General features: G+C 50.6%; 9 protein-coding genes and 1 pseudogene. 5 read left to right on the top strand and 5 right to left on the bottom strand.

What is annotated here, in order from left to right; genetic code table 11:
- Window positions 1-112 precede the first annotated feature (112 nt).
- A complete protein-coding gene (locus tag HNQ83_RS31430; RefSeq protein ID WP_306154805.1) occupies window positions 113-346 on the top strand; it encodes a BPSL0761 family protein in 234 nt (77 codons plus the stop codon).
- A 284-nt stretch (window positions 347-630) separates the two neighbouring features.
- On the opposite strand, the gene HNQ83_RS04570 is transcribed toward HNQ83_RS31430, so the two are convergent.
- Window positions 631-921, bottom strand: a complete 291-nt coding sequence (locus HNQ83_RS04570; RefSeq protein ID WP_175387884.1) for a helix-turn-helix domain-containing protein — start codon at window positions 919-921, stop codon at window positions 631-633.
- Between the two features lie 85 nt (window positions 922-1,006).
- Here HNQ83_RS04570 and HNQ83_RS04565 point away from each other — a divergent pair, with 85 nt between their 5' ends.
- Entirely contained in the window at window positions 1,007-1,453 is a 447-nt protein-coding gene (locus tag HNQ83_RS04565; protein WP_175387883.1) for a hypothetical protein, read from the top strand.
- A 43-nt stretch (window positions 1,454-1,496) separates the two neighbouring features.
- On the opposite strand, the gene HNQ83_RS04560 is transcribed toward HNQ83_RS04565, so the two are convergent.
- The 4 genes from HNQ83_RS04560 to HNQ83_RS04545 are packed head-to-tail and all read right to left on the bottom strand — an operon-like array spanning window position 1,497 to window position 7,964.
- Window positions 1,497-2,954 carry a site-specific integrase gene (locus HNQ83_RS04560; RefSeq protein WP_175387882.1) on the bottom strand — a complete coding sequence of 486 codons (1,458 nt, stop codon included), beginning with the start codon at window positions 2,952-2,954 and terminating at the stop codon, window positions 1,497-1,499.
- Window positions 2,955-2,957: 3 nt separating this feature from the next.
- Window positions 2,958-3,581: a hypothetical protein gene (locus HNQ83_RS04555; protein ID WP_175387881.1), complete on the bottom strand. Its 624-nt coding sequence runs from the start codon at window positions 3,579-3,581 to the stop codon at window positions 2,958-2,960.
- Entirely contained in the window at window positions 3,578-5,680 is a 2,103-nt protein-coding gene (locus tag HNQ83_RS04550) for an integrase (protein ID WP_175387880.1), read from the bottom strand. Before HNQ83_RS04550 ends, HNQ83_RS04555 begins: the two co-directional genes overlap by 4 nt.
- Window positions 5,664-7,964 carry a hypothetical protein gene (locus tag HNQ83_RS04545; protein ID WP_175387879.1) on the bottom strand — a complete coding sequence of 767 codons (2,301 nt, stop codon included), beginning with the start codon at window positions 7,962-7,964 and terminating at the stop codon, window positions 5,664-5,666. Before HNQ83_RS04545 ends, HNQ83_RS04550 begins: the two co-directional genes overlap by 17 nt.
- A gap of 77 nt (window positions 7,965-8,041) precedes the next feature.
- Here HNQ83_RS04545 and hrpB point away from each other — a divergent pair.
- The 3 genes and pseudogenes from hrpB to HNQ83_RS04530 all read left to right on the top strand — a co-directional run.
- Window positions 8,042-10,177: pseudogene (gene hrpB, locus HNQ83_RS04540) on the top strand (ATP-dependent helicase HrpB); the annotation flags it as partial.
- Between the two features lie 332 nt (window positions 10,178-10,509).
- A complete protein-coding gene (locus tag HNQ83_RS04535; RefSeq protein WP_175387878.1) occupies window positions 10,510-11,910 on the top strand; it encodes a PAAR domain-containing protein in 1,401 nt (466 codons plus the stop codon).
- 17 nt (window positions 11,911-11,927) lie between these two features.
- Window positions 11,928-12,293, top strand: a complete 366-nt coding sequence (locus HNQ83_RS04530) for a hypothetical protein (RefSeq protein ID WP_256668855.1) — start codon at window positions 11,928-11,930, stop codon at window positions 12,291-12,293.
- Window positions 12,294-12,320: the final 27 nt, after the last annotated feature.

Raw genomic sequence — 12,320 nt, 5'->3', positions numbered from 1 at the left:
TGGGAAAACGGCGGACTGTAGAAACTTCCGCAGCTGGATTAGACCTATAAAATATAGGACCGATCCCGATCGCCGTGAATTGGACTGACGATCTCAACGTGTGGAGGCTTAAATGACGATGCCATTTGAACGAACCAGGTCTGTCGCACAGACTCACGCTTTCTTGACGGAGCTTGCTCGTGACACAGAAGTGCCCGAGCGCATTAGACAAAACGCTCATTTCCTCTTGCGGCACTTTCCCACTAAGCACGATGTTCTACAAGCTGGCCGAATTGAAGAGCAAGCTAAAAAAATGGGGATAGGTACATACGGTCCCGTCTTTAGCTCTTCAACTGAAGACTGGTAGGCACACATTACGGTAACTGAGCAATATGGCGTGCCAGGCGCGTGAAGAAAACGAGGCTGAATCGCTAAGGTTGGTGGCAGACCGAGGTTATTACAAAAGTCTGGAAATCGTTGATTGCTTGCTTGCGAGAATGCCCACATCACTGCTCTCGTGCCCCCCTGACAGCAGGCAGCAAAGCCGAATGCCGATTTGGTAAGTTGGACTTCATCTAGTGCTGCACCGGACAAGTATCCGCCCCTATTTTTTTGAGCAGCATCGGCAGTACCTCGGCGGCAGACTGAACACTAGGATGTCACTACGTCGAGGTGCTTTAGCTCTTTCTCAATCCGTTCACTAAGCAGTGGGTACTCGGTTATGCCTTCCTTCGTCAGATACGCGGCGGTCAAAAGCGTTAACGGGTGAACACGCATCACGCTCGCAAGCTCCTCAATTTTTTCTATGGTTGGACTCTTCAGTCCGCGCTCCAGCGAGCTGAGATAGGTGCGACTGCTGAGAGTGGAAAAATCCTCTTGGGTGAGACCCCTTTTTTTACGAATGTGTCGGAGGGACCGCGCAAAAGCTTCGTTGAGTTCCATTTTGGTATCTGCAAAAGGAACGATGAGGCCTTTGTGCGCACTATAGAGCTACAATCTATAGGGTTCATTTTTTTTGGGGTGCGATATGTTCACGACCTATAGCCATGCAGAGCTCTGGCCAAGCACACCGCTTGGGAACCAATTAACGAGGAGTTGGAGCTTTGTCGAGCAAGAAGCGATCTGGCCCTGGTTTTACGTCCAGGTTGCGCGGGACGATGGTTCAGACGTCGCGTGCACTATGCTGATGATTGCAACCGTGCCCCATTTCGAGCAGCTCCTACAACAACGCTCGGCTCGACTTTGGTTGGAGCAGGTCCAACTGGTTACACCGGGCTATATGAATGGCAAAGGGGAGTGGATGCTTGGGCGATTATTGGAATTGTATTTGGCTGAAGACGTTCGAGGCGGTGAGTTAGGTCATGTTTTTCGAGTTGGTGATGGCCAAAGCTACACAACCCACGCGTCTGATCAAAATTTTTTGAAACGTAGGACCACGATCTTCTCCGCTTTAGAGCATTTAGGTCCTCCTTAAGGAAATTAATGAGACATACAGCGCGGCTTTCCTTAGAACATTGCTATTTGCGCCTATTCGCATGAGGCTCTTTTCTATCGAGTAGAGATTCTCGTTGACGGGCAATCTCAAAGTCCTTAAGCGCCATTTGCTGTAAATTAGTGAGTTGCTGCCGATATTCAACGACGGACAATCCTTCCTCAAGCATGACGAGCAGTTCATTTTCTTCCGAAAAATATTTATCCATGGCCATAACTAGGTGTACAGATTTTACTGTTTGTGTGTAGCTGGACAGGTCACGGAAGGCGAGGTTGATGTAATACTCGACCGACAGTGGTTCGAGATGGCCAGTCCAACTAATGACTTCAGCAGTGAACGTCTTGGTATCTAGCAAAGCCCGACGGAAGTCGTCCTCGTTGGACAATTCGTGACGCATAATCAATCGTATAAAAAGATTAGTGATAAACGCATGGCGAAACATATGGGGGCAAACTTGAGATCTAATTCCCGCAAGTTTTCCCAAATAACGAATTTCGTTAGATATAACAGGGCTTGTGAGAGGCTGGCCAGTTGTAGCTGAGACGAAAAAAAAGCCATGGTCTTTACCTCCCTTGTAAATTTTCCTCATAACTTTACGGCGCTCTACGTCAATGTATTGTTTTAGCTTTTTCAATGCTGGTGAGAACATCGGAACAAAGCGTTCTGCGCCCTCGCGTTGCTTTAAGGTATCTAAGCGCAAAACAGGATGTTCCATCTCAAGTGCCCTTAGTACGTCATCCACTTTGAGATTAGCTATCTCAGAGCGCCTTGCTCCTGTATCACACAGTAATTCAATCAAACACCCTCGTCTTACCTTGACGAAGGTTGGCGCATGGTCTTTCCGAATAGCTGCTTTCAGAAGTGCGACCTGATCTGTGGTGATAGGGTTTCTGCGATGTTCTCTTTGCGGTTCGCCAAAAGAATGATGGGTGATGTAAGTTCTTCCGATTTTTTTGTTGTTTCGGTTCGCTGTGAAGTAATGCTCTGTCCTCGCGCGTATGGTTCCGTCAAGAGAAACAAAAGTAGGGTTTCCATAAAATTGTCCAACGAAGCTTAGAAAGTCTAGCCAGACTTTGCCAACGGCATTGACAGTGGCGGCCGATTTTTTGCGCTGAGATGGATTGAAATCTGATATTTCTTGCCTGATTTCATCAATGTAATCAGTAAATTTCGCATCACTCAGTTCGATAGGGTCCAGACCGTCTCTATAGCATCTTCTAAGAAGCTGACTAACTTTTGCGGCATAATCTCCCATTGATCCTCCTTTTTTTCCTCTGCGCGAGAGCCCTTGCTGTGCTCGCCATTTGGAGCTTAACAAAGACAAAATCCATAGATTACCGATTAAGCAGGGTGATCCGTTTGGCCATATTAAAAAAGACATGTTTTCGGTGTTATTGGTATTAAGCCTGTCCACGGAGAAATGGCTGAATGTTTTGAATTGACTTAATAGAGAATGAAGTTTACGAGGAGAGGTTGTTTTCATGTTTCACCTCGTCCGAAAATCGGATAGGTTGGCGACCTCGACGGACAACGGTACATCTGAGTAAACCGGGATGAGGTTGAATGGCGGAGTGTTCATGCTCACGATAGCTCGCAGAGTACTAAGAGCATCCTGGGTGCGTTTCGCCCTCAAGTTGTCATCTGATGCGTCTCTAATACTTTTGAATTGAGTCATGGCTTCGGACATTGCTCGAAGTAATATCACATTTGTCTGTCGCTGCATTACTAGCTCTTGTTCTAGCTGTTCGACCATCAGGCTCAACCCGGACCTGGTTCTTTTATTTGCTCTTTCCTGTCGTTTTTGGGCAAATTCCAGCGCCTCAAGAGTTTTTAGGCGAAGGTCGTTGAGAGCCTTAAAACCACCAGCTATAGTATTGTCAGCGTGGGCTTTGAGGCTGTTTAAACTCATTGGAGATGTCTGAGTAAGTTCACCGTGGTCGAGTGAGAAAGTATGCCGAAGCCCTGCGAATTTACCTTGGCTCTTAAGGGCTTCCCGTAATTCAATCTCCGCGATAAATTGTTGAGGATGCTGGATGATTTTAACCAGCAAAGAATGAAGTGCTTTAACACTGTTAATGCCTTGGGTCCTTCGTGGGGGGGAATTATTCATGCTGTCACCTTTGTATTAATCAATCGTGCAACAACTTTAAATTTTATTTTTTGATGGTCGGTAAAAAACTCAGGCTCAATTTCGATCCAGCCCTCAGAAACTAAATCTTGAATATGGTCTTCCAGGTCGTCAGTGTCTATTAGGCTGAAGTCATCGCTCCCGTGACGCTGTTTAAGCAGGTCGGCGAGTGCCTGATAGTTTTCGACATCGCCGTAATGTAACTGTTCGGCAACATAGTGTGCTTTAGCGCTGGCTAAAACAGCACCGTCAGTAGACTCGGTAATGTACCGATACACGTGTATCGGATCGGTATGCCCTAGCATCCATTGCAATGTCTCTAGCTTGGAGAAGCTTCCGCAATAGAAAAATAGCATCGCGAAGAAACGTCGAATTTGATGTTGTCGAAAGTAATATCTCTCGCCGGCGGAATTGCGGGGGGTTTCGAAATAATCGCAAAATATGTCGAGGTTACGATTATAGACATAAGCGGTGCATTCCTTTAATGCTGGGCCGCCTCTGAAGTCGGGTACGGAGAATAAAGTTTGAAGCTTGTCGATATAGCCAATACGACAAAGTATTTTTTGCATTCGTATTAGTGTTTTGACCATATCTGCAACGATAGGCTCAATGGGGCGGGCTTCCTCACGGCGAAATCCAAATAGATGACGTGTACTTTTTGCGTTACGGAACAAGAGCCACTGCTCGGTGACGTCAAGGCAATTAGCGGTGTGGAGGTGGCACAACTCACTGACTCGCCTCGCCATGAGTACCCCTGTCGTTAGCTGCACACCGCCTATGTAGATCGCTATTAGTTCATAAAGTCCATAGTTGCTTCTGAGTTGCTGGAAGTAATCTGTTCTTTCCCCTTTAAAAGTGCTAAATAGCGTGCCTTCATTTTTAGCGTGGATTGATAGAGAAAGCAATCTAACGCCAAAGTTTCTTAATTTTGTCCCGACCATAGTCTGTACTTCATCGTTTGTCAGGGATTGCGGAGGGGTTTTCCGTTTTCGGCATTCGAGTGCAACTCGACAGAATGCCTTGATTAATAGTTCTCCATAGTCGAGGTGGAACTCAATTGCTTGGCGGATAGCCATGAAGACCATCTCCGACGGCAAAGAACGGAATCGACCTGTAACAGATAGGTCAGGCAGAAAATTTTTTGATTCGATCAGGGCTTCTACACAAGGGGCGGGCAGAGAGAGTTCATGCAGCACTCCTAGTCTATAAAGTGAGCTGCGGTACGTTGCAAATGTAGCGTCACGAATTTTCTCATGTGAGCCGGTAGTTAACGATACGCTCCGGAACTCTTTTGTGAAGCGGTCAAAGTCGTTGCTGAAGAAAAGAATGCTTTTTGCTGGCTTGGGCTGGCTTTTGCCATATATGGTTTCGGGGTAGATCTCTTGGGAAAGCAATATGGTATTTGGTTGGAAACGGCCATCTTTTAGCTTGTTGTAGTAGAACTTATTGAGGAAAAGTGCGGCTCTTATTTTCGGGATTAATTCTTGTGGGAGTCCTAGCGTGTCGTCATCCAATTGATCGCTGGTTATTAGAGAGATATGTGGGTGTTCTTTCAGGGTTTTGAATATCAGATGTTTGTCAGTGCGCTCGAGCAAATTTAGACAGAATAGGCTGAGTCGATGACTCCAGTTATAAACTGACTCGGCAGCTGAGGTCGAGGAAGCAATAGCTTGTAGAATCTCGATTAAGTTTCCAGTAGTGAGTCCTGCTAAACCATAAGAGGCCAGTTGATAACGTTTGCTTCGTATTAGCAGGAAATCGATGATGTGACATGATCTTTGGAAGCATCGCCATTGTCCTCTGATCTCATTGTTGCGGTTGAAGCCGCTAGAAACGTTTTCAGCACAACTAGTTAGGTAGTATTTAAATCCTTCTAAGAGTAATTTGTTTTTGTCTTCGGTGAGAAGGCTTCCATCGTCAAGGAGTACTTTCCAATTTATTGATCTAGGTTCGTCATAATTAAACGTGTATTCCCAGTCCGCAGCGCTAAACTCACTGAGTAACCATGAGGCCTTTCTATAGAAATCCTTGGGGTCGACGAAAATAGAGGATAGGAAGTCGAGTTCAGGAGGAAGTTTCATTGATTAGACTCTCCATGTTTTTCGGATTCGCGTGATGCTGTGCGATACTCAGGTACGCTTGGAGGTCGCTGTTGTAGCCTTCTTCAATTTCTCTAACGACTAAATTTGTAAATCTTGACCAGTAAATTGCCGTTGAACAGATTTTGGATTGGTGTTTTGCATTTTTTACAGCCTCATTTAAAGAGATGAGTGCAGTAAGAACACCGGCGTCAATAGAGATTAAAATGCGCTGATTGTTTTTTGTGGAAGCCTTGTCTGATCTCGAATGCTCAAGAATTTCTGGATTTTTTAAATATTCTGGAATGTCACGCAAGGCATGATTCTTGAGAAACTCGTGAAGTTCTGACATGGTTTCAAATTTTGTTGCTTCCAGGAGACGAGGGCTGTTTTTCATGGCCTCACAGATGATGCCTCGTTGAAAGATTCTAATCCACCTGGATTGGAAAAACGAAAGAATTGGTTCTGGCAGGTAACTGGCTAGCAATGAAGCGTTATAGTTAGTATGCCCCAGTGCTGTGGCCATATCCTTCACGCTGTGGGTTCTTATATAAATCTCCACTCCACTGGATGCCCGCATCGCGGTAACCGAAACTCTCATAAGGAACTTCTGAATATCATTTCTGCCTAGGTCGCAAATTTTAGAAAAGTCTTCTATGATAGTTTTGTACCAATCAATAATACTTGGGTTTAGTCGAAAGGGTCGTGGTCGTGTGGGATAGTCGATGCATCGAGGGCAGTGTAGGAACAAGTATCTCCATGAATCATCGCCAGCAATGCGTAGTTCGTCACGAAGAGGTTTGGTTAGATGTATGTACTGTGAGATCCAAGCAGTTGTGCGAGTAGTCAAGTCTATCTTTTGCTCACTTAATTTATTTCCTTTTCGGTCTTTGTACCCAATTAATTGATATCCGTTGTCGGTCTTCATGAAACCAGATAGTGTTCCTCTTTTGTCGTATAGCTCAAGGTCGGAAAAGAAACTTTCAGTTAGGCAGGGGTGGTAATAGGTTAAGAGAAGTTGAAGGGCAAAGCTGTCTTCCTTTTTTGGGAGGGCTAAGGGATTTGCTAGTGTGTGGGAGCTGAGTTTGCTAAAGATGGTTTTTGCATTTTTTCTGATATAAGCTAATCCCCGAGATTTAAAGGTTGCGCAAAAATTGTTTTCACCAATTTCGTCCATGCTAGAGAGACGTTCTTTTTCATTGATTAGGGTGCCTGTTAGAGCTAGGTTGTCTCTGCGGAGTTGGGCTTTGCGAGATTGTAGTAGTCTTCTTTTTGCCCATCTTAAGACAAGTTTGTTATCGTTTGATATTTTCTTGAATATTATTTCAATCGCTTCTGAATCTGTCAGGTGTAAAGGTATGGCGGTGATAAGCTTGTCTTTTATTATTGTGCCATCAGCCATTTTTTTGAGGTTGGTTTGGTGGCCGGGAACTGCTTTTGCTATTGGGCGGGGGAGACTGCCAGTGAATGGCTTCGTCCAAATGCTTGGCTGAATAAAAATTTCTTCAATGTTGTGGATGAACGAGTTGTAGAGTTTTGCTTTATGCCTGAGGTCTGTGCCGTTCGCCAATGCATCTTGGAAATAAAAAAGCATGAAGTCACAAAAAAATGTTTTTATTTCGATTGGATGCTGGAAACTAAGTGCAGGCCAGCGTTCAGAGTTTTGGGAGAGGTACACTAAAAAAAGATTGAAAGTAGAGTGGCTGCGAACAAGGAATTTTGCATCATGTTGACGGTAAGCTTTGTAAATATTCTCGGCAAATTCCTCTCCGTGTGAATTCCAAATCAGGTTTATTGGAATATAGCTAAAGTTACCCTTCCTTCGACCGTTGACTGCCCAACCATTCCAATAACGCACGGCGTTCTGATTTACGCTAAGAATTATCTTTTTCCATGCGGCTATGTGATTTTGAGGTACCCGCTCCTCCTTGGTGAGCTTTGGTAAAAGAGGGATATCTCTCCTCATTTCATCCAGCATATTCATGAAAGCTTTGGCGTAGCGCTGCCTGCCTGGAGACAGCAAAGCAAGGTATGTCTCGCTAGCCAAGGCGCCCAGGAAACCTTTCACGGTATCGAGGAAGGAAGGGGAGGAAAGGGACAGGTAGGTAATAGAAGTGCCTGTTATATGACAGTAGGCATCAAATACTTTTAGCAGATAGGTGGTTTTTTCACCAACGCTCGGCAGGTAGCACCGTTGCATTAGATCCAGAACATCAGTCGGAATAGCCACAAATGCGTAATTGTTTAGCGACTGGAGATTTTTGATGATTGTCAGCTCTTTATCCATGAGTTCTCTACTCATAAGCGTCTGATAACTATATATAGCTAGCCTAATGACATGTTTTTGCAAGTGGCAAAAGTCCGGAACGCAGCCTCGACGCCGACCTCGCCTTGGCCCTGAGCCTCAATGGCCGGGAGCTGTTCCGTGACGATCAGCCGCTGAAAATCCTGTTGATGTCGGCCACGCTGGAAGGCGAGCGCCTGGCCGGGTTGCTCGACGATGCGCCGATCCTGCGCAGCGAAGGCCGCATGTACCCGGTGACGATGCGTTGGGGCCGGCCGTTTCAGGCCGGTGAGTTCATCGAGCCGCGACTGGTGCAGACCATTCTCGAAGCCTTGAACGATGAAACCGGCAGCGTGCTGGTGTTCCTGCCGGGGCAGGCGGAAATCCGTCGTGCCCATCAACAGTTGGCCGATGCCTTGAGCGACAACACGCAGATTTTGCTCTGCCCGTTGCACGGTGAACTGGACCTGGCCGCACAACGTGCAGCGATAGACCCGGCGCCAGAGGGCAAGCGCAAAGTGGTGCTGGCGACCAACATCGCCGAGACCAGCCTGACCATCAACGGCGTGCGGGTGGTGATCGATGCCGGGCTGGCGCGGGTGCCGCGTTTCGATCCCGGCAGCGGCATGACCCGGCTCGACACGCAGCGCATTTCCAAGGCCAGCGCCACCCAGCGCGCCGGCCGGGCAGGGCGTCTGGAGCCTGGCGTCTGTTATCGCTTGTGGTCGCAGGATCAACACGAGCAATTGGCGGCCTACGGCAGTGCGGAAATTCTTTCTGCCGACCTCGCCGGGCTGGCCTTGCAACTGGGCCGTTGGGGCGTGACACCGGCGCAATTGGTCTGGTTGGATGTGCCGCCGGCTGCGGCGTACTCCCAGGCGCAGGATCTGCTCGAGCGCCTGGGCGCGCTGGAAGGTGAGGCGCTGACGCGCCACGGTCAGGCCATGGCCGAATTGCCGGCCCACCCACGCATCGCCCACTTGCTGTTGCGCGGGCAGGCGCTGGGGCTGGCAGACATGGCCTGTGATGTGGCGGCGCTGCTCGGTGAGCGCGATATCCTGCGCGGTGCCGGGGCGGATCTTCACAGTCGATTGGTGCTGTTGTCCGGCGAAGAACGCGCCGCTCGCGGTGCCCAGGGCGGCGTGCAACGTGCCCGACAACTGGCGCGGCAGTACCGTGGTTATCTGCGCGGCAAGGCAACTGAGCCAGTCAGCGACCCCGACCATCCGCGCTGGCTCGGCGCGCTGCTGGCGCTGGCCTATCCGGATCGTGTCGCCCAGCAGCGGCGCGCGGGTGGTGCCGAGTATCGCCTGGCCAACGGCCGTGCCGCGCTGTTCGCCGAGGCCGACAGCCTGATGAAACAACCGTGGCTGGTGATCGCTGATCTCGGCAGTCGTCAGGGCCAGCGTGAAGAACGGATTTACCTGGCGGCGGATTTCGATCCGACGCTGTTCGACTCGGTGCTCGCCGAACAGGTACGCAATGTCGACCAGCTGGATTGGGACGAGCGCGAAGGCGTGTTGCGCGCCGAACGTCAACGCAAGGTCGGTGAGCTGATCCTCAGTCGCGAACCGCTGACCGGACTCGACGAAACGGCGCGCAGTCAGGCGCTGGTCAATCTGGTGCGGCGCAAAGGCCTGGAGCTGTTGCCGTGGACCCCGGAGCTGCGCCAGTGGCAGGCACGGGTGGCATTGCTGCGCCAGTTGGATCTGGCCGGCAAGGGCGCCAGCGAATGGCCGGATGTCAGTGATACCGCGCTGCTCAAAAACCTCGAACACTGGCTGATGCCGTACCTGGGCAAAGTCTCGCGGCTCAGTCACTTCGCCAACCTCGACCTGTCGAGCATCGTCCACAACCTGCTGCCATGGCCGCTGCCGCAACGGCTCGACGAACTGGCGCCCCATCACTTGAGCGTGCCCTCAGGCTCATCGATCCGCCTGGATTACAGCGAGCAGCCGCCGATTCTGGCGGTGCGCTTGCAGGAGTTGTTCGGCCTGGCGGAAACCCCGCGCATCGCCGGTGGCCGGCAAGTGGTCAAGCTGCACCTGTTGTCCCCGGCACGGCGTCCGGTGCAAGTGACCCAGGATCTGGCGAACTTCTGGCGCAGTACTTATGCCGAGGTGAAGAAGGATTTGAAGGGCCGTTATCCGAAACATTACTGGCCGGACGATCCGTTGGTGGCCGAAGCCACGGCGCGGATCAAGCCGCGCAAGTAAGTTCGGGATTTGTGGTGAAAAAAGGTGGGCTGGCTGGACCATCAAGCTTCACAGAGGTCTACAGGTTTTTGATGGTTTTTGCCGTTTCACCAGATTCTTGTGTAGGAATTGGCTCGTCGTTTTCGCAGAAATTTCCTGATCACTCCTGATGGCCCCGCCATCGGGATTGCGGGGTCCAACCGTCCCGCCGTCTCATTTCGTCGTCGCCCCGATGTTCCCCCGGCTCAGTGCTCCAAGCCAGGGCGAAAGGGGAAGGCAACTCAGAATTGACGACGATAAGGATCAGGAAATGAATGGACGTCTACTTCCCTCTATCGAGGGAGGGAAAACCCATGAGTAAGGGGTATTTCATTGGCCGGGATGACAAAACCAGCTGTGGCGGCAAGATCCTGGAGGGTGATACCAGTGTCATGATGTTTGGTATCGCCCATGCTCGCGAAGGTGATCGGGTTTCTTGTGGCAAGGACGGCAAGATCTATCAGATCGTCGGTGGCGTTTCGCACATTTTCAGCAATGGCCGGCACGTGGCCGGGACGCTGGATAGCCACAGTGGTTGTCCCTGTAACGCTCAACTGATTCCGTCGGTCGTCACGGCTATCTATGGGAACGACGGTGCTGTGCAAGCGGGAAGGCGATCCACACAATCGGCGTCGCCTGCGGTAACCCGCTCTGCAGCACCGCATCAATCCGGTTTCTCCCCTTCGAACCATCCAGCGCCGTTCAACAGCGTGCCAGCGCAAGAGCCAGGCTTCTATGTGGTGCCCAAAAGCATGACCCGCGAAGCTCTGGAGGCCACACTTTTCGCCACCCGCGACCCGGGCGTGATGAGCAAGTTTCAGGCGCTTAACCCTGATCGAGGAGACGTTAAAGCGGGCTCGATGTTCGTACTGAGCGATCCGAACAATACTTCCTGCACCTACCAGGAAGCGCAGATGATGCAGGCCGCTCAACAGGTTAAGTCAGCTCTTGATCCCCTGACGCCGGACGAAGCCGAGTTCATGTACCGCCACGCCGCTGAAATCGCCAGTTTTACCGGCCAGTCCTCGACCTGGCTCGGCGTCAGCGCCGTGGTGATGGAGAAGCACCTGACCCAACTTCGTGACATCCTGCAGGCCATGGAACGCCTGCACCAGGAAACCTATCGCCAGCACGGCCACCTCAGAACGCCGCAGTTCTTCGCCCATCGCCAGCACTTGCTCGCCCAACTGGATGCCCACCTGCTGAACTCCACTCGGTTGCGTGGCCAGACCACTTTGGGTGATCACCCCAAGCTGAAGTCGGCCCTTGGCATTTCCAGCCGCAGTCTGGTGCTCCACTGGGGCAAGGCCGGTGCGCCGGGGCAGATACCGGGGTATGCCACGCATGTGAATGCGATCAGTCGGGCTGCCAGATACATGCAGGCGGGAGGGTATATCGGGATTGGGGTTGGTGGGGTTTCGTCGTTGCTGGCTGTTCAGCAGGTTTGTAACGCTGACTCGGTAGACGCCTGTAAGAAGGTCAGGTTTACCGAAGGCGGGAAGTTTGTGGGGGCCACTTTGGGTGGCGTTGCGGGTGCACAGATTGGTAAATATGTCAGTGCTCCTGTCTGTCTGGCGCTAGGCGTCTCTACAGGCGTTGGGGGAGTCGTCTGCGCCGCGACCTTGATAGGTGTTGGATCATGGGTGGGTACGACTTATATGGGTGATGGGGTTGAGTTAATGGGTGAAATTTTATACGAGAAAACCCGGCCATGATGGGAGAGGATTTTTGGATGTCCTGGCTAGCTTTCTTGCTCCTGGCGGGTCCGGTTTTGCTGGCAATTGCGAGTATTGCATTCAGTCTGTACCTCAGACACCGCCACCTTGACGCTATGCTGGAGGCCTTGAAGCACAGTCGTTATGTCCACTTATGGGGGCCTGCTTTGGGTAAGCATGGGTTTGGGGGGCTCCTGCTGATCGCAAAAATCGCCGGGATGGTGACGATGCCGAGGGCTTCAATCCGCATTGGTGAACTGCACCCCGAGGATATTAAAAACTTTCCGCCTTATCTAAAGCGTCTTTTGAAGATCGAAGCAGTGATGCTGGCTGGCATTGCTGTTTGGGGATTTATTGCATATGGGCTGATGAGATTGGAGTGATTTTTGGGGCGATCCCCCCAGGTTGAA

It is taken from the genome of Pseudomonas sp. C2B4, assembly GCF_013359695.1.
Classification (GTDB): Bacteria; Pseudomonadota; Gammaproteobacteria; order Pseudomonadales; family Pseudomonadaceae; genus Aquipseudomonas.
This window is presented reverse-complemented; position numbering and strand designations above follow the sequence as displayed.

Bases quoted from the DNA above. Each gene is read 5' to 3' on its own strand.
- HNQ83_RS31430 (WP_306154805.1), top strand. From the start codon at position 113: ATGACGATGCCATTTGAACGAACCAGGTCTGTCGCACAGACTCACGCT.
- HNQ83_RS04570 (WP_175387884.1), bottom strand. From the start codon at position 921: ATGGAACTCAACGAAGCTTTTGCGCGGTCCCTCCGACACATTCGTAAA.
- HNQ83_RS04565 (WP_175387883.1), top strand. From the start codon at position 1,007: ATGTTCACGACCTATAGCCATGCAGAGCTCTGGCCAAGCACACCGCTT.
- HNQ83_RS04560 (WP_175387882.1), bottom strand. From the start codon at position 2,954: ATGAAAACAACCTCTCCTCGTAAACTTCATTCTCTATTAAGTCAATTC.
- HNQ83_RS04555 (WP_175387881.1), bottom strand. From the start codon at position 3,581: ATGAATAATTCCCCCCCACGAAGGACCCAAGGCATTAACAGTGTTAAA.
- HNQ83_RS04550 (WP_175387880.1), bottom strand. From the start codon at position 5,680: ATGAAACTTCCTCCTGAACTCGACTTCCTATCCTCTATTTTCGTCGAC.
- HNQ83_RS04545 (WP_175387879.1), bottom strand. From the start codon at position 7,964: ATGGATAAAGAGCTGACAATCATCAAAAATCTCCAGTCGCTAAACAAT.
- HNQ83_RS04535 (WP_175387878.1), top strand. From the start codon at position 10,510: ATGAGTAAGGGGTATTTCATTGGCCGGGATGACAAAACCAGCTGTGGC.
- HNQ83_RS04530 (WP_256668855.1), top strand. From the start codon at position 11,928: ATGTCCTGGCTAGCTTTCTTGCTCCTGGCGGGTCCGGTTTTGCTGGCA.